Here is a 22,450-nt window from a genome sequence, read left to right as displayed (position 1 = left end):
TTTGTGTAGCCACAAAGGTAAATCAATTTCTATTTTTTTTGTTTACCTTTATTCGTACAAATTTAAACAAATAGCATTTTATTTGATGAATGTACCAAAAACAAAAATCTGCTCCAGTTGCGAAACCGCTTTTTCTTGCGGCGACACTTCACCCGAAAATAAGTGCTGGTGTAATGATTACCCACCTATTTTCAATCTTTCAGAAGGAGGCGATTGCCTTTGTCCTGCGTGCTTTAAGGAAGCCTGCGAAGATAAAATTGATGCTTATATCGAAACCATAACTCCTAAAAAGGCTCTTAATAATAAAGCTATGCATCTGCCTAAAAATGATAATTTAATTGAAGGAATCGATTATTATATCGAAAATGGCAATTATGTTTTTAAAGCTTGGTTCCATCTAAAAAGAGGAACTTGTTGCGGAAACAACTGCCGACATTGCCCTTATTAGTAGTCGTGAGTTATAAATTATGAATTATGAGTTGATCTTCATAATTAATTTATAACTTGCTCGAACTCATAATTCATAATTCAAAACTTATAATTAATAAAATGATTTACTTGGTAACGGGCGGCGAACGTTCTGGCAAAAGCGGTTATGCTCAGAAATTAGCTTTAGAACTTTCTAATTCTCCTTTATATGTAGCAACAGCACGAAAATGGGATGCGGATTTTCAAAACCGAATTGACCGCCATCAGAAAGAAAGAGACGAGTATTGGACCAATATCGAAAAAGAGAAGTATTTAAGCGAAATTGATTTCTCTGGCAAAACGGCCTTAATTGACTGTGTAACACTTTGGCTGACTAATTTCTTTGTTGACAATAAAAACGATGTGGAAATAAGTTTGGAAGAAGCTAAAAAAGAATTTCTTGCTATTGCCGAACACAAAAATGCCAACATCATTATCGTAACAAATGAAATCGGAATGGGTGTTCATGCAGAAACTCATATCGGGCGAAAATTTGTTGAGCTTCAAGGCTGGATGAATCAATTTCTTGCTGCAAATGCCGATCAAGTTGTGTTAATGGTTTCTGGAATTCCAGTTAAAATCAAAGGTTAAATTCCAATACAGAAATTCCAAATTCCAATAAATTGAAAAGAAATCCCAAATTTTAAATTCCAAATTCCAAAGCTAAGCTTTATCTTTACTAGAATTTCCATTTTCAGATTTGGAATTTGGAATTTAAAAAATTTGGAATTTAAAAAAATGAGCCATTTAGACGATATATTAAAATCCCGCCGAGATACCCGACATTTTACATGCGATGAAGTTCCTGATGAAGTGCTAGAAAAAGCATTACAGGCCGGACATTGGGCGCCGTCTGTTGGGCTAACTGATGCAACACGTTATTACTTAATTAAATCGAATGAAGTAAAAAAGTCTATTAAAAACCTTTTTTTAGATTATAATAAAAAAGCAGAAGAACTTACCGACAACCCTGAACAGAAAGAACTCTATAGATCTTTAAAACTCGAAGCAATCGAAGAAGCTCCAATCGGGCTTATAATTGCTTACGATCGTTCGGTTCTGAATCAGTTTACAATTGGAACAATTGGCAGTAATGAGGCGGTAAAATTCAGTTCGGTTTGTTCGGCGCAAAACATTTGGCTTTCACTCACAGAACAAGGCTACGGAATGGGCTGGGTTTCAATTTTAAATTATTATCAGTTTAAAAAAATCCTTGATTTACCAGAAAACATTGAGCCGCTAGGATATTTCTGCATCGGAAAACCGGCAACCAATTACAACAATCAGCCCATGCTGCAGCAATTGCATTGGAAACAAAAATCGGAAGCTCCTATCTGCACTGAAATTAAAGAAATACATCAAGTAAATCTTCCAGATTTTGATTTGAAATCGGAAAATAAAACAGAAAACAAATCTGATTTCCATTCTCTTCTGCAAGAAAAAATAGATTCAAAAACAAAACCTGTTGGTTCTTTGGGAACTTTAGAATCTTTAGCTTTTCAGATGGCAACGGTTTTTGAAACTTTAAATCCAAAAATTCTAAAACCTAATATTGTAGTGTTTGCTGCCGATCACGGAATTGCCAATCATGGCGTAAGCGATTATCCGCAAGATGTTACGCGACAAATGGTCAATAATTTTCTCGAAGGAGGTGCTGCTATAAATGTTTTCTGCAAACAAAATAACATTGAATTGTCTATTGTCGATTCTGGCGTCAATTACGATTTCCCTACAAATGCTAATTTAATCGATGCTAAAATTGCCAAAGGAACGCAATCTTTTCTTCACGTTCCTGCCATGAGCAAATCTGAAGTCCAATTGTGTTTGAATAAAGGAAAATCGATTGTCGAAAATATTGCAAAATCAGGTTCCAATTGCATTGGTTTTGGCGAAATGGGAATCGGAAATACTTCAACGGCTTCTGTTTTAATGAGTATTCTAACAGGTTTTCCTATCGAAGAATGCGTCGGAAAAGGAACTGGAGTCGAAAACGAAAAACTGCTTCTAAAACAAAACTTGCTTAAAAAAGCAATTGATAGTTATTCTGGCACAACCGAATTAATATCACAACTTTCTTATTTTGGAGGTTTTGAAATCCTTCAAATGTCTGGAGCAATGCTTGAAGCTTTTGAAAATAAAATGCTGATTCTAGTTGACGGTTTTATTTGTACAGTTGCATATTTAATTGCTTTTAAAATAAATCCGAACATCAAACAAAATGCTGTTTTTTGTCATTGCTCTGCCGAAAAAGCACATTCAGAATTGCTGAAATATCTGGGAGCAAAACCTATTTTAAATTTAGATTTGCGTTTGGGAGAAGGTACTGGCTGTGCTGTTGCTTTTCCGATTTTAAAATCGGCCGAAGCTTTTTTGAATGAAATGGCTAGTTTTGAAAGCGCTGGAGTGAGTAGGAAATAGTGCTCAGGCGCAGTTTTCAGTCACAGTAAACTTTACGATAAATCTGGAATTATATACTGATACTTTAAAATAATTATGTTACCGTATTATTTATTCTCACTTTTGTCATTTCGACGGAAAACCAATTATATAAAATGAAAAAAGAACTCCACATTTTCTTTACCTGTCTAATGTTTTACACTAGGATTCCATGTCCAAAAAACATTACGCATCATCCCGATTATTTAAATAAAGCCACAAGATATTTCCCTTTTATTGGATGGATTGTGGGAAGTATTTCATTTTTAGCTTATTTTCTATTTGCCCAATTTCTTTCAACAGAAATTGCTGTAATCTTGGCAATCATTGCCTCTATTTTAACAACAGGCGCTTTTCATGAAGACGGATTTGCAGATGTCTGCGACGGCTTTGGCGGAGGCTGGACCAAAGAAAAAATCTTACTGATTATGAAAGATAGCGCCATTGGCGCATACGGAGCAATCGGATTGGTTTTACTATTTCTATTAAAATTTAAATTGCTTTCAGAAAACATTTTACTTTTCACTGATAACATTTTTCAAGTTTTTCTCTTGTTTATTTCTGCTCATTCTTTGAGTCGTTTGGCGGCAATCAGCATTATTTTTACACATGAGTATTCTCGTGAAGATGCTTCGAGTAAAAGCAAGCCAATTGCAAAACAATATACTTGGAAAGAAGTTTTTGGTTCTTTCTTCTTTGGCTTAATTCCGTTAATCGTCTTTTCCTATTTTGATTTAAAATTTCTTCTTGCGGTAATTCCTGTTTTTCTTACCCGCTATTTCCTAGCCCGTTATTTTCAAAAATGGATTGATGGCTATACTGGAGATTGTCTTGGCGCTACGCAACAAGTTTGCGAAGTGGTATTTTACTTAAGCCTATTATTTTTATGGAAATTTATCTAGTCCGTCACACCGAAACCATCTGCGAAAAAGGAATCTGCTACGGACAATCTGATGTTGACATTGCAGAACCATTTGATGAAATTTTCGGAAGAATCGTTTCAGAATTACCTTCAGAAGCCTTTATTTTTTCGAGTCCTTTAAAACGCTGTGTCATTTTAGCCAAACACATTCAAGAAAATATTAAAACCATTTCTTATCAGGAAGACGAACGTTTAAAAGAAATGAATTTTGGCGATTGGGAATTAAAAACCTGGAATGAAATTCCGCCAGAAGAACTCAATCCGTGGATGGAAGATTTTGTAAATATCAAAGTTACAAATGGAGAATCTTTTGTCGAACTGCACGACAGAGTCGGAGATTTTTTATCTGAGACTATTTCAAAAATAAATCAGCCAATCGTAATTGTTGCGCATGCGGGAATCATCAGGAGCATTTTATGCCACCAGAGTTCACTGCCGTTAAAAGATGCTTTCAATAATAAAGTTGATTTCGGAGAAGTTATAAAAATCGATTTTTAGTGCAAATTGTTTATAATTTTCTATGAAACATAAAACAAATTTGAATAATCAATATTTTTAACTTTATCTTTGCTGCAAATTAAGGTTGTGTTTTTTACTATTTAAAAATACATTAAAAGGGAATCAAGTAAATTCTTGAGCTGTACCCGCAACTGTAAGCTTAGTTCAGAAAATGAATGCTTGCTGTTAACTACAACCACTGTTCGCCGCGGCGAATGGGAAGGTAAACAGCAAGACGCGAGCCAGGAGACCTGCCTTTATAACAATTATCAAGCTCTCGGGAAAAAGAGTGAAGAAATTATGACTTTAAAACGATTTTTTACTTTTTGTTTATTTGTGATGTGCCAGGTTATCTCGGCGCAAAGCGATTCTATTACCAGTCTTAAAGAAGTTTTTGTTTCAGACAAAAATTTAAGGACTTACTCGGCTTCACAGTCTGTTTTGAAACTGAATGATTCTATAATCAACAAAAACGAGGCACTCTTAACCGATTTATTAAACTTTAATTCGACTTTGTATTTTAAAGAATACGGACGCGGAATGCTTTCTACAGTTTCTTTCAGAGGAACAACTTCTTCTCAGACAGCTGTTATCTGGAACGGAATAAATATTAATTCTCAAATGAACGGCAGCACCGACTTCAATACTATTTCGGGTTCCGATTATAATTCGATAAGCGTAAAAGCCGGCGGTGGAAGTGTAATTTATGGAAGCGGTGCTGTTGGAGGAACGGTGCATTTAAATAACGATTTGTTGTTTTATAATCGTTTTGAGAATAATTTACGACTAGATTACGGCAGTTTTAATACAATTGGGATTAATTATAAAACTGCTATTTCTAACAAAAAATGGAGTGCTCAAATCGGATTTTCGAAAAACAGCTCAACAAACGATTATAAATACTTAAATCGTTATACATGGAGAGGCGAACAGCGATGGAATCAGAATGGGCAATACGATATTATTACGCTGAGTGCCAATGTTGGCTATAAATTCAACAAAAATCATATTTTAAAACTTTACAGTCAGACTTCAAACACTGATCGCAATACTTCGCTAATTACAGAATCTGAAACCAAAAGCAAATACATAAATGGTTTCAATCGGAATCTTTTGGAATATGACGGAACTTTCGGAAAACTAAAAACCAATTTTAAAACGGCTTATATTTTCGAAAACTACCAATATTTTGCCAATAATGCTTTAAAAAATTATACCTACGGAAAGACCGAAAACTTAATTACGAAGCTTGATGTCGATTATCATTTATTCAAATCAACACATGTAAACGGAATTATAGATTATAGCAGGACAAACGGTTACGGAACAAGTTTTGGCAATCACATTCGCGAGATCAGTTCTGCCGCTTTATTGATTAGACAAGATTTTGGTACTAATTGGAAAAACGAATTGGGCATTAGAAAAGAATTTACTGACAATTACAAATCTCCCATTTTATTCAATTTAGGATCTTCTTATAAGTTTAATGATTGGTATAATTTAAAACTGAATGTTTCTAGAAACTTTAGAATTCCAACTTACAACGATTTGTATTGGAATCCAGGCGGAAATCTAGACCTAAAGCCTGAAAGCTCTTATCAAGGAGAGATTGGAAATGTCTTTACATTCAAAAATCTGACTTGGACGCAGAATTTTTATTATATGAAAATTACCGACATGCTGCAATGGGTTCCAGGCGTAAACGGTATTTGGAGTCCGATAAACCAAGACAAAGTAAACAGTTACGGAACTGAAACCATGTTGGGCTGGAAGAAAAGCTATGGCAAAAACATTTTTGCTGTAAACGCTACTTATGCTTATACGGTTTCGCAGGATGAAAAAACTAAAAATCAGATCTTTTTTGTTCCATTCAACAAAGCTACAGGAGCCATTTCATATTATAGAAATAAAATAAGCGCTTATTATCAAATTCTTTATAACGGATTTGTTTATACAAGAGCTGATAACGATCCTAACGAAATCATTAATGATTATACGATTTCGAATATCGGAATCGATTACGATCTTAAATTTTTAGATTCATTCAAAATAGGTTTTCAAGTTTTAAACCTCTTTAATAAAGATTACGAAAGTTTAGAAAACAGACCAATGCCAGGTCGCAATTTCAATATGTATTTAACCTTAAAATTTTAATATATGAAGTTTAGTAAATTACTTTTAATAGCGTTAAGCATTTCGTTATTCGCTTCTTGTTCAAGTGATGATAACGATGGCCCGAAAGGTGCTTACGACAATGGTTTTTTTATTTTAAATGAAGGAAGTTCATCTGTAGGAAGCGTTTCTTTCTCAAGCAACGATTTTACTTCTTTTAACAAAGATGTTTATGCTTCTGTCAATGGTTCTGATTTAATTGGCGGATATCTGCAAAATATCTTTTTTGATGGAGATCGAGCATATGTCATCTCAGGAGGATCAAATGTAATCAATGTTGTAAATCGTTACACTTTTAAATTAATTGCAAAGATAGATTCTGGTCTTGCAAATCCAAGATACGGCGTTACCAAAGACGGAAAAGCTTATGTGACAAATGCAAATACCTATTCTTATATCAATCCAGCAACTGGAGACACTGACGATTATGTTGCTGTAATTAATCTGGCTACCAATACCGTTGAATCAAAAATTGCGTTAAATGCCACTGCAAACAGATTAATCTTAGAAAATGATAAATTATACATTACAGAACCTAATAGCAGCACTAAATTATTAATTGTAAACATTGCAACAAAGGCAATAGAAACAGTAGAAATTGGCTCTAGCGGAGATTCTATCGAAGAAGAAAATGGAACTTTATTTATTCTAAGAGCTCCTTATTCTGGATTAGGCGAAATTGTGAAATTAAAGCTATCAGATAAATCTATTTCTAGAATTACATTTCCAGAGAGTTTAACTGGTTTAGGTTTTATGGACATTAAAGACAACAAAATTTACTATACCGCTGGAAGCTCTGTTTATGCTATGGACATCAATGCAACGACACCTTCTACAACGGCAATTGTAAATTCGCCAGCTAGTTACATTTACGGTTTTGCTGTAGAAAACAACCGCATTTACATTGCTGATGCAAAATTTGATAAAGACAGTAAAGCTTACATCTACAATTTATCAGGAACTTTAGAAAAAGAATTAACTGTTGGCGTAGGTTCAAACGGATTCTACTTTAACAATTAATATATACTTGAAATTAGTTTTTGTTTTTTTATGGAAAAGGCTTTCATCTCTGAAAGCCTTTTCTATTTTTATATCTTATTAGATTAATGTCCTTTCGGAGAATTTTGAAAGTACATTCCGTGTCTTAATCCGTTTATGATTTTCGAATCTGTCAAATAAGGCGTACTTGGCGCTGAATCATCAAAAATTCTCTTAGCAGTAGAACCCGTAATTTTTGAAATAGCCAGATTTAGTAACGGCTCTGAAGAATCTCCTAAAACACCATACGTGCTAACTTTCTCGTATTGCTGATAAGTAGGCTGCAAACCTTGTGTATAATCTCCGAAACCAGCAGAATTTGAAATTTTAAAAACCAACGGCTGCATAGCATATTTATGATTTGGGTTGATACCTTTTTTAGTAAAGAGCGTTTCAGAATCATAGATCGTATATGAACCAACATTCTTACCTGTTGTAGTTTCTCCAATCTGAACTACATTAATATAAGGTTTTAATCCATTAACAACCAATTCACTTGCAGAAGCTGTACTTTCAGTTGTAATAATATAAACGGTACTTAAATTTAAGCTGTTTAATGCCTTTCCATCAATATTATTCACAAATCTGTAATTCAAACTTTCTAAATCATCGGCAGTCATGTCTTTCATCCACTTCGTATTAAACTGTGTTTTAGCAAAGATCTGGTTATCAAATTGTCCTGTAATCATACTAGAAAGCCTAATTGCCGAAGTAACAGCTCCTCCTCCATTATATCGAAGATCCAAAACCAAATCTGTAATTCCTTGCGATTTTAATTCTCCAAAAGCTAGGTTTAATTTATCATCATATCCTGAATAAAAACCATTATACATTAAATAACCAATTTTATGGCTTCCTGAAGTAATTACTTTATTAATTAAAATAGGGTTTTCTTCTAAAACAGTTTTAGTCAAGTCAACCGATTTTCCATTCAAAACAAAAGTGCTTCCGTTATAATCTGCCAAGTTTAGCGTATAACTATCTTTGTTTAATAATAAATCCTGATAATTTGAAACCGTAAGCTTTACACCATTTACACTTGTAAACAAATCTCCTCGTTTAATTGCTTTGGTAGAAGCATCTGAATTTGGAATAATATATCGCACATACCCCACAACATCATTAGAGCCAGAAGCAACACGGCTCAATCTGAAATCGACACCATTATTTTTTGTAACACCGCTTAATTCCTGTTCTAGAACAGTGTAGTCTTCAACAATCCAGCTAAAACGGTCAATGGCATCACCATTTGGGTATTTACTTACTGGTTTGTTTAATAAATCTTCAAATAAATCTTCGGGATGAGAGTATCCTCTTAAAAACTGATCAAAATCTGGTTGTAAATTACGGCCATCGGCTAGATTTGGAACATCTTGCTGCCATAAATAAACTTCATTTAATCCTCTCCAGATAAAATTATTAATCTGCAAGTCTGCTGGCGCGGCAACATCATCCTGATCTTCGCAAGACTGCAAAGAAAATGCGAATAAAAAGAGAAAAAGAACGCTCTTTAAAGTTGTTTTCATATCGTGTTGGTTATCTATATTCTGAATAAACGTAAAAGTAGTATCTTTAGTTTTACCTTCATCACAAAAGCAGTATTTTTTTTACATAAAAAAATATTTTATTTTTTGTTGTAACAAATAGAATTGTGCCTCGTCTTGAATATATAAGCTAACGATTAACCATCAGATTAATGAACCAAGTTGTATTTATAGAATTAATAAATCCTTTTAAAGACAAAGTTTTTCGTCTGGCAAAAAGATTGCTTACAAGTACTGAAGAAGCAGAAGATGCAACTCAGGAAGTAATGGTAAAATTATGGAACAAAAAAGACAATTTAGAAAGCTACAATAGTGTTGAAGCATTGGCGATGACTATGACCAAAAATTATTGTCTCGATCAGCTGAAATCTAAAAGAGCCAGCAACCTGCAAATTGTTCATAATAATTTTATCGATCGGCAGCCGCAATTGGACAAAAAACTAGAAGATCAGGATAGTTTAGAATGGGTCGAAAAAATTATAAATGAAATGCCTGAACAAATGCAACTGTTAATTCAGCTTCGGGATGTTGAACAATATGAATTTGAAGAAATAGCCAAAATCGTAAATATGAACGAAACGGCAATACGAGTGGCACTTTCGAGAGCGAGAAAAAAAATTAGAGAATCAATGACAAATACACACCTTTATGGAACTAAATAAAATAGAAGAGATATTAGAAAAATACTTTCAGGGAGAAACTTCTATTGCTGAGGAAAATCAATTAAAAGAATATTTTTCTTCACCAAATGTTGCGCAGCATTTGGAGCAATACAAACCTATGTTTGGCTATTTCTCTCAAGCAAAAGAACAAAAATCGACGTATGAAATTCCACTACAATCTAAAAAACGTAACGTAGCGTGGTTATCGATTGCGGCATCAGCTGTTCTTTTATTGGGTATCGGAACTTACTTTTTTGTTAGCGAACAAAATGATACAGCTGCAGTAGCTTCGCAAACAGAATTAGGAACTTACGATGATCCAGAAGAAGCTTTAAAAGCAACTCAAAAGGCTTTGGCTTTATTATCAAATCATGTTAATGTAGGTATTGAAAGTGTACAGTACATTAAAGAATATGAACAATCAAAAAACAAAATTTTTAAACAGTAAATTAAACACAAAAATAATCATGAGAAATTTCATTATAACCTTAGTATTCGCCTTTGTTACCACCACTTTTTATGCACAAAGTGCTTTTGACAAATTTGATGGTCAAGACGATGTAACCTCTGTAATCGTAAACAAAAAAATGTTTGACTTGATGAGTAAAGTAAAAGTTGATGCTTCTGATAAAGAAACACAACAGTATATTGCTCTAATCAAAAAGTTAGACTACTTAAAAGTGTTCACGACTAAAAATCCAAAAATCGAAGCCGATATGAAAGCTACTGCCGACAAATATGTAAAAACTGCCGGTTTAGAAGAATTAATGCGTGTGAATGATGGAGGGAAAAATGTTAGAATAATGGTAAAATCTGGAGCTTCAGACACACAAATAAGAGAACTTTTAATGTATGTTGAAGGTGCAAAAAACGATGAAACTGTTTTATTATCTTTAACTGGTAATTTTGATATAAACGAAATTTCTGTATTAACAGATAAAATGCAGCTTCCTGGCGGTTCAGACTTAAAGAAAGCTTCTAAAGGCAAAAAATAAAAATGAGAACAAATATTATCATCGTAGCACTTACAGCTCTCCTAACTTTAGGAAGCTGTAATTCTGAACCAACACTGCAAAAATATTTTGTTGAGAATTCGGAGAAAAAAGATTTTATCGCTTTAGACATTTCGCCAAACATTTTAAATGTTGACAAAGCCAATTTATCTAAAGAACAAAATGAAGCTTTAAATTCGTTTGACAAAATGAACATTCTAGCTTTTAAAGCAGACAAGAGCAATCAAGCACAATTTGAAACAGAAAGAACAAAAGTAAAAGCCATATTGAAAGATCCGAAATATCAAGAATTGATGAAATTTGGTTCTGGTAGAGACGGCGCTTCTGTAAGCTATGTTGGAAATGATGATAATATTAAAGAGTTTGTCATTTTTGCCAATAGAAAAGAAACTGGGTTTGCTGTAGTTCGCGTTTTAGGCGAAAACATGAATCCAAACAACATTATGACATTAATGTCTGTTTTGCAGAAATCTAAAATAGATATGGAACAGCTAAAGCCTTTAGAACAATTACTTAAAAAATAATACAATCTTACTTTTACAATTAAGGAAGCTTCAATTTTTATTGGAGCTTTTTCATTTAACAAAAATTAGGATTATACTTACTAATTCATTTAAAATTTCATTTTGTCATTAATGAAAATTAGCTACATTTACGAACTGAAATTACCAAAAAAATCAAATCTCAAAAATCTAATTTAACCAGAATTAATATGATACAAAAAACATCAAATGCCTTTATCGCGGCATCTTGGGTAGCTCTTGGAGCAGGAACAGTCGGATTTATCGTTGGACTAGCAAGAGCTGAAATGTTATTAAATGAAAAAGGATATTACTTTACCGTTTTAATGTTCGGCCTTTTTGCTGTAGTTTCATTGCAAAAAAGTGTAAGAGACAGACTTGAAAAACTTCCTGTAACAGATATTTATTACGGAATCTGCTGGTTCGGAACCTTGCTTTCAATTGTTCTTTTAGTTGTTGGATTATGGAATGCTACAATCCTGCCAAGCGAAAAAGGTTTCTATGCATTTGCTTTTTTATTAGCATTGTTTGGAGCAATTTCAGTGCAAAAAAATACTAGAGACAATATGAATTTTGGTCAAGGTGAATAACACCAAATTGATTTTAAACTAAAAAAGCTCCAATTTTCATTGGAGCTTTTTCTTTTATAATAGAATCTGAGATTATTTACTCAAATACATTTTTCTTCTAGAATACAATTCGTAGAACTGATCGTCTTTTAAGTCATCGATAAACAAGATGCTTTCTCCTGTTGATTTCATTTCTGGCCCTAATGCTTTGTTTACATTCGGGAATTTGCTGAAAGAGAAAACAGGTTGCTTAATTGCATAACCGTTCAATTTCGGATTAAAATCAAAGTCAGTTACTTTGTTATGACCTAACATTACTTTTGTAGCGTAGTTTACATAAGGTTCTCCGTAAGCTTTTGCAATAAACGGAACCGTTCTAGAAGCTCTAGGGTTTGCCTCGATAATGTAAACTGTATCATCTTTAATCGCAAACTGGATATTGATTAATCCAACTGTTTTTAAAGCTCTAGCAATTTTATGCGTGTGATCTTTAATTTGCTGCATCACAAATTCTCCTAAGTTGAAAGGAGGCAATGTCGCGTTACTATCTCCAGAGTGAACTCCACAAGGCTCGATGTGTTCCATAATTCCGATGATGTAAACATTTCCATCAGCATCACAGATTGCATCAGCTTCTGCTTCGATTGCTCCAGCCAAGTAGTGATCTAACAATAATTTGTTTCCTGGAATTGCTTTCAACAAGTCGATAACGTGCTCTTCCAACTCTTTTTTGTTGATTACAATTTTCATTCCCTGACCTCCTAATACATAAGAAGGACGAATTAAAAGTGGGAAATCTAAAGTATCCGCTAATTTTGAAGCTTCATCTGCCGTTTCAGCGATTCCGAATCTTGGGAAAGGAATATGTAATTCAGTCAACAAGTCAGAGAAACGCCCTCTATCTTCTGCTAAGTCAAGTGCGTCGAAACTAGTTCCGATGATTTTTACTCCGTATTTAGAAAGTTTGTCAGCCAATTTCAAAGCTGTTTGTCCTCCTAACTGTACGATTACACCTTCTGGCTTTTCGTGTTGGATGATATCATAAATATGCTCCCAGAAAACTGGTTCGAAGTATAATTTATCAGCTGTATCAAAGTCTGTAGAAACTGTTTCAGGATTACAGTTAATCATGATCGTTTCGTAACCGCATTCTTTAGCTGCTAAAACTCCGTGTACACAAGAGTAATCAAACTCAATTCCTTGTCCAATTCTGTTTGGTCCAGAACCTAATACGATCACTTTCTTTTTATCTGTTACGATACTTTCGTTGTCTACAAAACGTTCTCCGTTTGCTTTTTCAATTTCAGCTTCAAAAGTTGAGTAATAATAAGGCGTTAAAGCTTTAAACTCAGCCGCACAAGTATCTACTAATTTAAATACACGGTTGATTTTTTGCTCCATACGTAAAGTGTGTACTTCACTTTCTAAGCAATTCATCATGTGCGCTAATTGTCTGTCAGCAAAACCTTTTTGTTTCGCTTCAAGCAACAATTCTTTAGGAAGATTAGAAACTTTGTAGTTTGAGATTTCTTTTTCTAAAGTATAAAGCTCTTCATATTGTTTCAAGAACCACATGTCGATTCTTGTAATTTCGTGAATGGTACTCAACGGAATTCCCATTGCGATTGCATCGTAGATTACAAAAACACGATCCCAGCTTGCATGAGTCAGTTTGTCGATAATTAATTCGTAATCTTTGTATCCTTTTCCGTCAGCACCTAAACCATTTCTCTTAATCTCTAAAGACTGAGTTGCTTTATGAAGTGCTTCTTGGAAAGAACGTCCGATTCCCATAACCTCACCTACAGATTTCATCTGAAGACCTAAAGTTCTGTCTGAACCTTCAAATTTATCGAAGTTCCAACGTGGTATTTTTACGATTACATAATCTAAAGTTGGTTCAAAAAGAGCTGAAGTAGATTTTGTAATTTGGTTTTGCAACTCATCTAAGTTGTATCCTAAAGCTAGTTTAGAAGCGATTTTTGCAATTGGGTAACCAGTTGCTTTTGATGCTAAAGCGGAAGAACGAGATACACGAGGGTTAATCTCGATTGCTACGATATCTTCTTTTTCGTCTGGCGAAACTGCAAATTGTACGTTACATCCTCCCGCAAAGTTTCCGATGCTTCTCATCATTAAGATGGCGTAGTCACGTAATTTTTGGAAAGTTGTATCCGATAATGTCATTGCTGGCGCCACTGTAATCGAATCTCCAGTGTGGATTCCCATTGGATCCATATTTTCGATCGAACAGATAATTACAACGTTGTCATTTTTATCTCTTAAAAGCTCTAATTCGTATTCTTTCCATCCCATTAAAGCTTTATCAATTAAAACTTCATGGATTGGAGAAGCTTCTAAACCACGAGTTAAAAGCTCATCAAAATCTTCTTTTTTGTAAACCACAGCTGCTCCAGTTCCTCCAAGTGTAAACGAAGGACGAATTACAAGTGGAAAGCCAAATTCTTGAGCAATTTCTTTTCCTTCTAAGTAAGAAGTAGCTGTTTTTGCAGGTGCTGTTGGTACGTTGATTTTTTCTAAAAGCTGCTTAAACTGCTCTCTGTCTTCTGTAATATTGATTGCGTTAACATCAACTCCAATCAATCTCACTCCGAAATCTTGCCAGATTCCTTTTTCTTCAGCCTCCAAACACAAGTTCAAAGCCGTTTGTCCTCCCATTGTTGGTAAAACAGCGTCAATTTGCGGATGTTCCTTAAGAATTTCAATAATCGATTTTGTAGTTAATGGTTTCAAATAAATATGATCGGCCATAGATGGGTCGGTCATAATCGTCGCTGGATTTGAGTTAATCAAGATAACTTCAATTCCTTCTTCACGAATAGAACGAGCAGATTGAGAACCTGCATAGTCGAATTCGCAAGCTTGACCAATAACAATAGGTCCTGAACCTATTATTAAAACGGATTTAATTGATGTGTCTTTAGGCATTTTTTATGTATTGTGTAGTTATTTACGATTTTAAAAAACATTCATAGTTTATTCGAAACTAGAATGTTGCAAAATTATTACCGAAAAGGTATAAAAAAAGGCGATACTAAAAAAGTAATCGCCTTATGTATGTTTATACAAACATTATTTTTTGTGTCTAGGCTCGCTAGAAACAGTTAATTTATGTCTTCCTTTTGCTCTTCTACGCGCTAGAACTTTTCTTCCATTCGCAGAAGCCATTCTGTCCATAAATCCGTGCTTATTTCTTCTTTTTCTTTTCGATGGTTGAAATGTTCTTTTGCTCATTGCTTTGTATCTTTAAAAATGGTATCTATTAACTCGTTTATTTGGTTTTGGATATCGTTGTTCAAAAACCGAGTGCAAATATACAAAGACTTTTTTTTCTAGCAAGTACTTTTATAAAAATATTTTTAATTCCTTTTACTATCTTTGCAATCACAAATTTACATTAATTATGTTTCACAAAAATATTAAACTTATTTTGGCCGGACTTCTAGTAGTGGCGGGCATTTGGCAATTTACAGAAAGTAATATCGGAAATGGTATATTTTTGATTTTATTGACTGCAATTCCGATTTTTCTTTATTTTAAAAACGAATTCATCCTTTTAGCTTTCCTTAAATTAAGAAAACAAGACTTCGCAGGGGCTAATAAATGGTTATCATATATCAAAAATCCTGAAGGGGCATTAGTAAGAAAACAACAAGGATACTTAAATTATTTACAAGGTATCATGTTGTCTCAAACCAATATCAACCAAGCAGAGAAACATTTCAAAAAAGCAATCGAACTTGGACTATCAATGGATATGGATTTGGCTGTAGCTAAATTAAACCTTGCAGGAGTTGCCATGTCACGCAGAAGAAAACTTGAGGCTACTAATTTATTAAACGAAGCTAAAAAATTAGACAAACAAGGAATGCTGAAAGAGCAAATCTCAATGATGAAAGAACAAATGAAGAAAATTTAAATTCTTCGAATTAATTTTCAATTTTTTAAAATCCCAAATTCCAAAAGAGTTTGGGATTTTTTTAATTTTAGAGTTTAGATTCTCTTTTTGCTCTCCTAAGCGAAGTCGAAGGATTTGATGCCTAATGCATTCAATCGGCCAAAGTATCGATAACAAAACCAGGAGGCATAGGCATAATAACCATTTTTTTAATTTCTTTTAAATCTATCTTTTTATTCGTTTTAACAAATTGATGATTAATTTTCAATTGATTTAATGATTTCCCAAAAAGCCAAAATTGTTTAGGACCAGATTCGTGAATTTTAAGTTTTTTAAACTTTTGTTCGCTCTTTAATACAAAGGCATTCGTTTCTCCATCCTCAACTTTACTGTTTTCAAAACTTTCTTCCTTTGGAAAAGTTATAGTATCCAATATATTTTGAATTCTTTCCTTTTCCTCTCTGTTCAAAATAGTAAAAAAAGTTTCTTCTTTATTATATCCGTAAACATTCACATAATAAAGTGTATCAGATGAATTGAATTTTAAATAATACGATTCATGGATATTCCATTTGAAAAAAGTAAAATCATGTTCTTTTTGTGGAGACTTACAACCTACTAAAATTAGAAATAAAGCGATTATACTGATTCTCATACTTTTCATTGAATTTCTTTATGGAACTACTTGCGAAGATTTCTCTTTCCTCGCAATGACAAACTAGCCTGTTAACTTAATGGTTACTTTGCGCAAACCTTTGTCAAAGTTTAAAACTTTGACAAAGGCTGAAAACTTAAAACATCAACTCCAAGTTTGGAATTTGGAATTTGATTCTTGGGATTTGATTTTTTTTTGAATTTTATTCCAATATAATAGAAGGCAGATTCTCATTTAGCCATTTATACTTATTGAGAATCATAATATGAGTTCCTCCTTTTACCAAAATGCATTTATTAATGTACTTAATTGGAAAAACCTCATCTTGATCTCCGTGAATATGCACTACGTTTTCATCGATTTTATCTCGATCCCAAAGAATTACACTTTCTACGGCCCATTGCAGATAACCTAAATCACGAACGGAAAGAAACTTTTCGTATAATTTAATTCTTTTATTGACTTTTTCGCCAAAAGAAAATTTAGCCAATTTCTCAATATTCAGAATTAACTGCATCGGGATTAGTTTGTAAGCTTTTGTACTCTTACCTATTTTCATTCTTCTCGGGAATTCTAGATTGCTTCTAACGCTTGAGATGATAATTACTTTTCGTGTTTTGATATGCTTCGAAATTTCCTGCACTAGAATTCCGCCAAAAGAAACTCCGACCAAAACAGGATTTTCGTCTTTAATATTTTTACTTATTCGAAGCGCATAATCTGATAAAGATTCTTTTGGATTGGGGATTTCCCATTCTAAAAGATGCATTTCGAAACTATTTTCATCCAATTTTATCCTTTCAAAAATAGATGAACTGGCCGCCAAACCGGGCATGAAATAAACTGGAATTTTACTCATAATATTAAAATGAAATTACCATTAGGATATTTATTCTAAAAAATAAAGGTACTTTTTTTAATATCATGACAATCAAATTTCAGACCTATTTTAAAACGATTCAAAAAAAATTGAGGTTTGAATCAAAAACTTAAAGTTTACATCTTAAAAAAATAATTCGATATTGAAAATCAAATGATTACCTTTGCATTTCGAAATATTTTTTGATTTTAAAACTTATAAAGAATTTTCTTTCAAGAATATTTTGAGTCCCAAATCATTATTTACCAATAACCTAACAAGAAATTACTATGGAAACTTCTGTAACTATGGAAATCAAAGACAACACTTTTGCACGCCAATTTGAAACTGTCATCCCTGAAGGTATGTTAGCAGTTGAGTATCAATTTCAAGAGAAAAAAATCTTCTTAACCAAAATCAACAAACCAGATTCTTACGAAAACGAAGAAACAATCAACACTTTGCTTAAGAATATTTTAGACTTAAGTTCTGAAAAAAATTACAGAGTAGTTCCTATTCATCCAAAGATTGTTTCATTTTTCAAAAAAAATCCTAGATACAAAGAATTGCTTCCTCCTGGAATTAGAATCTAAAAGTATCCAATAACACGGAGCCATAATCCTCCTATTACCATATAAATTAAGAGCATAATCAAACCGGTTATAAGCCCTTTGATCCACCAGCTCTTTAGGTCAACGTAGCCGCTCCCGAAAAATACGGGTGCCGGACCGTGACCATAATGGGTTAAAGTTCCGTAAAGAGATCCGACAAAACCAAGCATAAAGGCTAGCAATAATCCCGGAATTCCGAGCGAAACCCCAACACCAAGCAAGGCTGCGTACATTGCCGCAACGTGCGCAGTGGCACTTGCAAAAAGATAATGGCTAAAGAAATACACCAATATTATAATCGGAAAAGCCATCTGCCAGCTTAATCCGCCAATTTCAGCTTTTATCAAATCGCTAAACCACGCTATAAAGCCCAATTCGTTCAACGAGCTGGCCATCATTACTAAAACCGAAAACCAAACAATGGTATCCCAAGCTCCTTTTTCGGCTTTTACATCTTCCCAGGTTAAAACTGAAGTCAGCAGTAAAATTACCAATCCGATAAAAGCGGTTGTGGTAGCATCAATAGAGAACAAATCTCCAGTCATCCAAAGAAAAAGAAGAATAAAAAACGTTAGCAGCATCATCCATTCATCTCTTGTAATGGCTCCCATTTCTTTCAATTTCTGCATGGCTAGCTGTGGCGCATCACCTGTTTTCTTTAACTCTGGAGGATAAATTTTATAAAGTACAAACGGAATGACAAAAAAGGCGCACAACCCCGGAACAATCGCTGCAGCAGCCCACGACATCCAACTAATTTTGATCCCTAAATTTAAAGCAAACTTTTGACACATTGGGTTACTTGCCGTTCCTGTTAAAAACATCGAAGAGGCAATCAGGTTCATATTATAACTATTCAAAGTTAAATAGGCTCCTAATTTTCTATGTGTTTCTGGTTTGTCTGGCATTGAACCAAAACTCATCGACATTGATTTCATGATCGGATAAACAATTCCTCCTCCTCTAGCGGTATTACTGGGCACTGCAGGCGCCAGAACCAAATCGGCCAATCCTAAACCGTAAGCTAATCCTAGAGAACTTTTGCCGAAAATTTTTATGAATAAAAAGGCTATTCTGTTTCCCAGACCTGTTTTTATGAATCCTCTCGCTATGAAAAAAGAAATTCCGATGAGCCAGATTACTTTATCTCCAAATCCTTTTAATGCCAATGTGATCGATTTGCCAGGATCTCCAGGCGCCAAGACTTGAGACATCGCCGTCAGGGCAATCGCAATCATACACATTGTTCCCATTGGAGCCGCTTTTAAGATGATTCCTAAAATGGTCGCTACGAAAATCGCAAATAAATGCCACGCTTCTACTACAACACCTTCTGGAGCCGGAATAAACCAAATGGCAACTAAAACTGCCAGCGTAATTAAAGTCTGGGGAATTTTTACTTCTTTCATAAAAACAAAAATTAAGTGAATTAAATTCTAAGCTGTAACTGAATTAAAAACAGATTATCATTGTAGGTTGATGTATCTGGAATACTTTTATCAAATCGGTCGATTTCAAATCCCATCTCAATTCGTCCTGTATATGATTTCCCGAATTCTAAACCAACCATTGGCGTGTACGTGGTGCGAACGTTTGAATCAATCTTGTAACTTGGATCGAAAGTCTCATAACGACAAGAAATTTCTAATGCTGTGAGTTTGTTATAATTGATTTCATATCTAAAATTTGGCAGAAAATATATGCCTCGCATTTGATAATCGGCCACATTATCTGTTCGATTAGTGACTGGCAAAGAATAATACAAATTATGATTTGTTCCTTGCTTGTATTCTATCTGCAAATCAAAACTTAGTTTATCGGTTAGTTGAAAATCGCTGGTAATATCTGCTCCAATTGCAAAAACATCTTCTTTAAACACTTTTCCGAAACCACCATTTAAACCTAGATTAATTTTATGCTCTTTAGACAAACCGAAAACCCATCTTGAAGAAAATTGTTTTCCGTTGTCTTTATCCATTTCCTGATTTTTACCATTTCCGTTTATAACCGAAACTGCATAATTAACTGGAATTTTCTCGATATCGAAAGCTCCCGTTGCCGATGCTCCTATCTGGAAACTTGTCCATCCATTTTTTCCAAATTCATAATACTGATTCGAAAAATCAAAAGATTTAATAATATCTACTGGCACAAGCTCCTCGATACCAAAAGCTGGCCGAAATTGTCCTCCTGTTAAGGCTATATATTTATTAAAAGTATATTTTCCGTAAGCATTCTCAAGAACTTTTCCTTTCGGATCTGATTTAAAATCTGCTAAATTCACCAGAATAACAATTTCTGTAGTTTCGCTTAATTTGGTATTTAGCCCCACACGCATTCTTTTTATATCGAAAGAACTTTGAACGGCATCTCCCGCTGAATGATGAACTCCTAAAACATCTACATTATCTCCAAAACTTTCCAGATATCTTGCCTGAAGAAGCCCTTTTAATTGAAATTGAGGGTATTTTACTTCTTCAGTTGCTTTTTTATCGGTTTCTTTTTTATCATCTCCCTGATTCAAATCTCCTTGGGCATGCAAAAAAGTTGGCGTTATAAAAAAAAGAAAAAAAATTGGCATTAGTAGACTTTTACTCATAGGCTTAAAATAAAATGGAACAGTAATGCTTATAGGCGACTTAAAAATCGGCTTTATCTTAGGATCAAAAAAGTTAACTTCTTATAGTTAACAAGAAATGGGAATACTAAAATAACAAAAAAAGATCTTTTATGTAAAAAAAATTGCATTAAAATATAGTTACTAATACAAAAAAGGGCATAAGAATAAAAACTTATGCCCTTTTAAAATTTATATTAAAAATATTATTTTTCGATTTCTCTCATTGAGTCCATCTTTTTATGCGCTAAGAAACCTGCAACGTCTTCAAAATGTTCTTTTACACGTTTGTTTCCAAATTCGAACACTTTAGTTGCCAATCCGTCAAGGAAATCACGATCGTGAGAAACCAAGATCAAAGTTCCGTCGAAATCTCTTAAAGCATCTTTAATAATATCTTTGGTTTTCATATCTAAGTGATTCGAAGGCTCATCCAGAATTAACAAATTAACTGGTTCCAACAATAATTTAATCATTGCCAAACGTGTTTTTTCTCCTCCAGAAAGCACTTTTACTTTTTTAGTAATATCATCTCCCTGAAACATGAAAGCTCCTAAGATATTTTTAATTTGAGTTCTAATGTCCCCAACTGCAATACTATCAATTGTTTCGAAAATCGTGGCATTTTCATCTAATAAAGCCGCTTGATTTTGAGCAAAATACCCGATTTGTGCATTATGACCGATTTCAACACTTCCAGAATCAACACCGATTTCTTTCATGATTGCTTTAATCATGGTCGATTTTCCTTCACCATTTTTTCCAACAAAAGCCACTTTTTGTCCGCGCTCGATTACAATGTTTGCATCTTTAAATACTACATGATCTCCGTAAGCTTTAGACATTTCTTTTACAATAACTGGATATTGTCCAGAACGTGCCGCTGGCGGGAATTTTAAACGCAAAGCAGATGTATCAACTTCATCAACCTCTACTATTTCAAGTTTCTCAAGCATTTTTACACGAGATTGAACAGCGTCTGTTTTAGAAAATGTTCCTCTAAAACGCTCAATAAAAGCACGATTTTCAGCAATCATTTTCTGTTGTTCATCATACGCTTTCTGCTGATGGATACGGCGGTCTTTTCTCAATTCTAGGTAATGAGAATATTTTGCTTTGTAGTCGTAAATTCTTCCCATTGTCACCTCGATCGTACGGTTTGTAATATTATCTACAAACGCTCTATCGTGAGAAATAACCACAACTGCTTTTGCTTGAGTCAATAAGAAATCTTCTAACCATTGAATACTTTCAATATCCATGTGGTTTGTTGGCTCATCCAGCAAAATCAAATCTGGTTTTCTCAATAAAATCTTCGCTAACTCAATACGCATTCTCCATCCTCCAGAAAATTCTGAAGTCTGGCGTGCGAAATCTTCTCTTTCAAAACCTAAACCAACTAGAATTTTCTCAACTTCTGCTTCGTAATTTACTTCTTCGATTGCATAAAATTTCTCGCTTAAGTCAGAAACTCTTTCGATCAATTTCATGTATTCGTCACTTTCGTAATCGGTACGAACTGTCAACTGCTCATTGATTTCGTCAATTTCAGCTTTCATTGTAAAAATCTCGCTGAACGCTTTTGATGCTTCTTCCATCACCGTTGCACCATCTTCAGTAAGCAAATGCTGAGGCAGGTAAGCGATTACAGCTTCTTTTGGAGCAGAAATACTTCCTGTAGAAGGTTTATTTACACCTGCAATTATCTTTAAAAGTGTCGATTTTCCCGCACCATTTTTACCCATAAGGGCAATTTTATCATTTTCATTTATAGCAAAAGAAACATCGCTAAAAAGTGTAGTTCCGCCAAACTGAACCGAAATATCGTTAACTGTAATCATTTGTATTTGTTAATTTGTTTAATCGGTTAATCGTTTATCTGACTACCCATTTTTTTCGTGCTGCAAAGATAGATTAATTAGATAATTAGGCAATTTGAAAATTAG

Annotated in this window: 22 protein-coding genes and 1 riboswitch; of the genes, 14 read left to right on the top strand and 8 right to left on the bottom strand. The window is 33.9% G+C overall.

Going from position 1 to position 22,450, the window contains the following annotated elements; all coding sequences use genetic code 11:
- Positions 1-85 precede the first annotated feature (85 nt).
- From J7574_RS18755 to J7574_RS18725, 7 genes are all read left to right on the top strand, one after another.
- Complete coding sequence (locus tag J7574_RS18755) at positions 86-448, top strand: DUF5522 domain-containing protein (RefSeq protein ID WP_290972217.1); 363 nt, start codon at positions 86-88, stop codon at positions 446-448.
- 101 nt (positions 449-549) lie between these two features.
- Positions 550-1,059: a bifunctional adenosylcobinamide kinase/adenosylcobinamide-phosphate guanylyltransferase gene (cobU, locus tag J7574_RS18750; protein ID WP_290972214.1), complete on the top strand. Its 510-nt coding sequence runs from the start codon at positions 550-552 to the stop codon at positions 1,057-1,059.
- Positions 1,060-1,206: 147 nt separating this feature from the next.
- Positions 1,207-2,886 carry a nicotinate-nucleotide--dimethylbenzimidazole phosphoribosyltransferase gene (gene cobT / locus J7574_RS18745; protein ID WP_290972211.1) on the top strand — a complete coding sequence of 560 codons (1,680 nt, stop codon included), beginning with the start codon at positions 1,207-1,209 and terminating at the stop codon, positions 2,884-2,886.
- A 134-nt stretch (positions 2,887-3,020) separates the two neighbouring features.
- Complete coding sequence (locus J7574_RS18740; RefSeq protein ID WP_290972208.1) at positions 3,021-3,806, top strand: adenosylcobinamide-GDP ribazoletransferase; 786 nt, start codon at positions 3,021-3,023, stop codon at positions 3,804-3,806.
- On the top strand, positions 3,791-4,324 hold the full coding sequence (cobC, locus tag J7574_RS18735) for an alpha-ribazole phosphatase (RefSeq protein ID WP_290972205.1): 534 nt from the start codon (positions 3,791-3,793) through the stop codon (positions 4,322-4,324). The genes J7574_RS18740 and cobC overlap by 16 nt, the downstream gene beginning before the upstream one ends.
- Before the next feature lie 65 nt (positions 4,325-4,389).
- A riboswitch (cobalamin riboswitch) is annotated at positions 4,390-4,598 on the top strand.
- A 26-nt stretch (positions 4,599-4,624) separates the two neighbouring features.
- On the top strand, positions 4,625-6,478 hold the full coding sequence (locus J7574_RS18730; protein WP_290972202.1) for a TonB-dependent siderophore receptor: 1,854 nt from the start codon (positions 4,625-4,627) through the stop codon (positions 6,476-6,478).
- 3 nt (positions 6,479-6,481) lie between these two features.
- Positions 6,482-7,516 carry an amine dehydrogenase large subunit gene (locus J7574_RS18725; RefSeq protein ID WP_290972199.1) on the top strand — a complete coding sequence of 345 codons (1,035 nt, stop codon included), beginning with the start codon at positions 6,482-6,484 and terminating at the stop codon, positions 7,514-7,516.
- Between the two features lie 83 nt (positions 7,517-7,599).
- Here J7574_RS18725 and J7574_RS18720 read toward each other — a convergent pair whose 3' ends face one another.
- Positions 7,600-9,060, bottom strand: a complete 1,461-nt coding sequence (locus J7574_RS18720; RefSeq protein WP_290972197.1) for a S41 family peptidase — start codon at positions 9,058-9,060, stop codon at positions 7,600-7,602.
- 170 nt (positions 9,061-9,230) lie between these two features.
- Between J7574_RS18720 and J7574_RS18715 the strand changes: the two genes are divergently transcribed.
- From J7574_RS18715 to yiaA, 5 genes are all read left to right on the top strand, one after another.
- Complete coding sequence (locus J7574_RS18715) at positions 9,231-9,740, top strand: sigma-70 family RNA polymerase sigma factor (protein WP_290972194.1); 510 nt, start codon at positions 9,231-9,233, stop codon at positions 9,738-9,740.
- On the top strand, positions 9,727-10,188 hold the full coding sequence (locus J7574_RS18710; protein ID WP_290972191.1) for a hypothetical protein: 462 nt from the start codon (positions 9,727-9,729) through the stop codon (positions 10,186-10,188). Before J7574_RS18715 ends, J7574_RS18710 begins: the two co-directional genes overlap by 14 nt.
- A gap of 19 nt (positions 10,189-10,207) precedes the next feature.
- Positions 10,208-10,735, top strand: a complete 528-nt coding sequence (locus tag J7574_RS18705; protein WP_290972188.1) for a DUF4252 domain-containing protein — start codon at positions 10,208-10,210, stop codon at positions 10,733-10,735.
- A gap of 2 nt (positions 10,736-10,737) precedes the next feature.
- The gene (locus J7574_RS18700) at positions 10,738-11,277 is read left to right on the top strand and encodes a DUF4252 domain-containing protein (RefSeq protein WP_290972185.1); all 540 of its coding nucleotides are present in this window, start codon (positions 10,738-10,740) and stop codon (positions 11,275-11,277) included.
- Positions 11,278-11,465: 188 nt separating this feature from the next.
- Positions 11,466-11,864 (top strand): inner membrane protein YiaA, encoded by a 399-nt coding sequence (gene yiaA, locus J7574_RS18695; protein WP_290972182.1) that lies wholly within the window; start codon positions 11,466-11,468, stop codon positions 11,862-11,864.
- A gap of 72 nt (positions 11,865-11,936) precedes the next feature.
- Here the strand turns inward: yiaA and carB are convergent, their stop codons facing one another.
- Together carB and rpmH are read right to left on the bottom strand one after the other, a co-directional pair.
- Positions 11,937-14,792 carry a carbamoyl-phosphate synthase large subunit gene (gene carB / locus J7574_RS18690; RefSeq protein ID WP_290972178.1) on the bottom strand — a complete coding sequence of 952 codons (2,856 nt, stop codon included), beginning with the start codon at positions 14,790-14,792 and terminating at the stop codon, positions 11,937-11,939.
- 144 nt (positions 14,793-14,936) lie between these two features.
- Positions 14,937-15,098 (bottom strand): 50S ribosomal protein L34, encoded by a 162-nt coding sequence (rpmH, locus tag J7574_RS18685; protein WP_008464848.1) that lies wholly within the window; start codon positions 15,096-15,098, stop codon positions 14,937-14,939.
- A 169-nt stretch (positions 15,099-15,267) separates the two neighbouring features.
- Here rpmH and J7574_RS18680 point away from each other — a divergent pair, with 169 nt between their 5' ends.
- Positions 15,268-15,783, top strand: coding sequence for a hypothetical protein (locus tag J7574_RS18680; protein ID WP_008464839.1), 516 nt, complete (start codon positions 15,268-15,270; stop codon positions 15,781-15,783).
- Between the two features lie 130 nt (positions 15,784-15,913).
- Here J7574_RS18680 and J7574_RS18675 read toward each other — a convergent pair whose 3' ends face one another.
- Both J7574_RS18675 and J7574_RS18670 read right to left on the bottom strand, forming a co-directional pair.
- A complete protein-coding gene (locus J7574_RS18675) occupies positions 15,914-16,276 on the bottom strand; it encodes a hypothetical protein (protein WP_290972173.1) in 363 nt (120 codons plus the stop codon).
- A 343-nt stretch (positions 16,277-16,619) separates the two neighbouring features.
- Complete coding sequence (locus J7574_RS18670; RefSeq protein ID WP_290972170.1) at positions 16,620-17,276, bottom strand: alpha/beta hydrolase; 657 nt, start codon at positions 17,274-17,276, stop codon at positions 16,620-16,622.
- A 290-nt stretch (positions 17,277-17,566) separates the two neighbouring features.
- On the opposite strand from J7574_RS18670, the gene J7574_RS18665 reads away from it, so the two are divergent.
- Positions 17,567-17,869 (top strand): N-acetyltransferase, encoded by a 303-nt coding sequence (locus J7574_RS18665; protein ID WP_290972167.1) that lies wholly within the window; start codon positions 17,567-17,569, stop codon positions 17,867-17,869.
- Here J7574_RS18665 and J7574_RS18660 read toward each other — a convergent pair.
- The 3 genes from J7574_RS18660 to J7574_RS18650 all read right to left on the bottom strand — a co-directional run bounded on the left by J7574_RS18660 (position 17,866) and on the right by J7574_RS18650 (position 22,345).
- Entirely contained in the window at positions 17,866-19,296 is a 1,431-nt protein-coding gene (locus J7574_RS18660) for an anion permease (protein WP_290972164.1), read from the bottom strand. The genes J7574_RS18665 and J7574_RS18660 overlap by 4 nt on opposite strands.
- 20 nt (positions 19,297-19,316) lie before the next feature.
- The gene (locus tag J7574_RS18655) at positions 19,317-20,468 is read right to left on the bottom strand and encodes a porin (RefSeq protein WP_290972161.1); all 1,152 of its coding nucleotides are present in this window, start codon (positions 20,466-20,468) and stop codon (positions 19,317-19,319) included.
- A 242-nt stretch (positions 20,469-20,710) separates the two neighbouring features.
- Positions 20,711-22,345 (bottom strand): ABC-F family ATP-binding cassette domain-containing protein, encoded by a 1,635-nt coding sequence (locus tag J7574_RS18650; protein WP_290972158.1) that lies wholly within the window; start codon positions 22,343-22,345, stop codon positions 20,711-20,713.
- Between the last annotated feature and the right edge of the window lie 105 nt (positions 22,346-22,450).

The organism is Flavobacterium sp., from assembly GCF_017744675.1.
Classification (GTDB): Bacteria; Bacteroidota; Bacteroidia; order Flavobacteriales; family Flavobacteriaceae; genus Flavobacterium.
This window is presented reverse-complemented; position numbering and strand designations above follow the sequence as displayed.

Bases quoted from the DNA above. Each gene is read 5' to 3' on its own strand.
- J7574_RS18755 (WP_290972217.1), top strand. From the start codon at position 86: ATGAATGTACCAAAAACAAAAATCTGCTCCAGTTGCGAAACCGCTTTT.
- cobU (WP_290972214.1), top strand. From the start codon at position 550: ATGATTTACTTGGTAACGGGCGGCGAACGTTCTGGCAAAAGCGGTTAT.
- cobT (WP_290972211.1), top strand. From the start codon at position 1,207: ATGAGCCATTTAGACGATATATTAAAATCCCGCCGAGATACCCGACAT.
- J7574_RS18740 (WP_290972208.1), top strand. From the start codon at position 3,021: ATGAAAAAAGAACTCCACATTTTCTTTACCTGTCTAATGTTTTACACT.
- cobC (WP_290972205.1), top strand. From the start codon at position 3,791: ATGGAAATTTATCTAGTCCGTCACACCGAAACCATCTGCGAAAAAGGA.
- J7574_RS18730 (WP_290972202.1), top strand. From the start codon at position 4,625: ATGACTTTAAAACGATTTTTTACTTTTTGTTTATTTGTGATGTGCCAG.
- J7574_RS18725 (WP_290972199.1), top strand. From the start codon at position 6,482: ATGAAGTTTAGTAAATTACTTTTAATAGCGTTAAGCATTTCGTTATTC.
- J7574_RS18720 (WP_290972197.1), bottom strand. From the start codon at position 9,060: ATGAAAACAACTTTAAAGAGCGTTCTTTTTCTCTTTTTATTCGCATTT.
- J7574_RS18715 (WP_290972194.1), top strand. From the start codon at position 9,231: ATGAACCAAGTTGTATTTATAGAATTAATAAATCCTTTTAAAGACAAA.
- J7574_RS18710 (WP_290972191.1), top strand. From the start codon at position 9,727: ATGGAACTAAATAAAATAGAAGAGATATTAGAAAAATACTTTCAGGGA.
- J7574_RS18705 (WP_290972188.1), top strand. From the start codon at position 10,208: ATGAGAAATTTCATTATAACCTTAGTATTCGCCTTTGTTACCACCACT.
- J7574_RS18700 (WP_290972185.1), top strand. From the start codon at position 10,738: ATGAGAACAAATATTATCATCGTAGCACTTACAGCTCTCCTAACTTTA.
- yiaA (WP_290972182.1), top strand. From the start codon at position 11,466: ATGATACAAAAAACATCAAATGCCTTTATCGCGGCATCTTGGGTAGCT.
- carB (WP_290972178.1), bottom strand. From the start codon at position 14,792: ATGCCTAAAGACACATCAATTAAATCCGTTTTAATAATAGGTTCAGGA.
- rpmH (WP_008464848.1), bottom strand. From the start codon at position 15,098: ATGAGCAAAAGAACATTTCAACCATCGAAAAGAAAAAGAAGAAATAAG.
- J7574_RS18680 (WP_008464839.1), top strand. From the start codon at position 15,268: ATGTTTCACAAAAATATTAAACTTATTTTGGCCGGACTTCTAGTAGTG.
- J7574_RS18670 (WP_290972170.1), bottom strand. From the start codon at position 17,276: ATGAGTAAAATTCCAGTTTATTTCATGCCCGGTTTGGCGGCCAGTTCA.
- J7574_RS18665 (WP_290972167.1), top strand. From the start codon at position 17,567: ATGGAAACTTCTGTAACTATGGAAATCAAAGACAACACTTTTGCACGC.
- J7574_RS18660 (WP_290972164.1), bottom strand. From the start codon at position 19,296: ATGAAAGAAGTAAAAATTCCCCAGACTTTAATTACGCTGGCAGTTTTA.
- J7574_RS18655 (WP_290972161.1), bottom strand. From the start codon at position 20,468: ATGCCAATTTTTTTTCTTTTTTTTATAACGCCAACTTTTTTGCATGCC.
- J7574_RS18650 (WP_290972158.1), bottom strand. From the start codon at position 22,345: ATGATTACAGTTAACGATATTTCGGTTCAGTTTGGCGGAACTACACTT.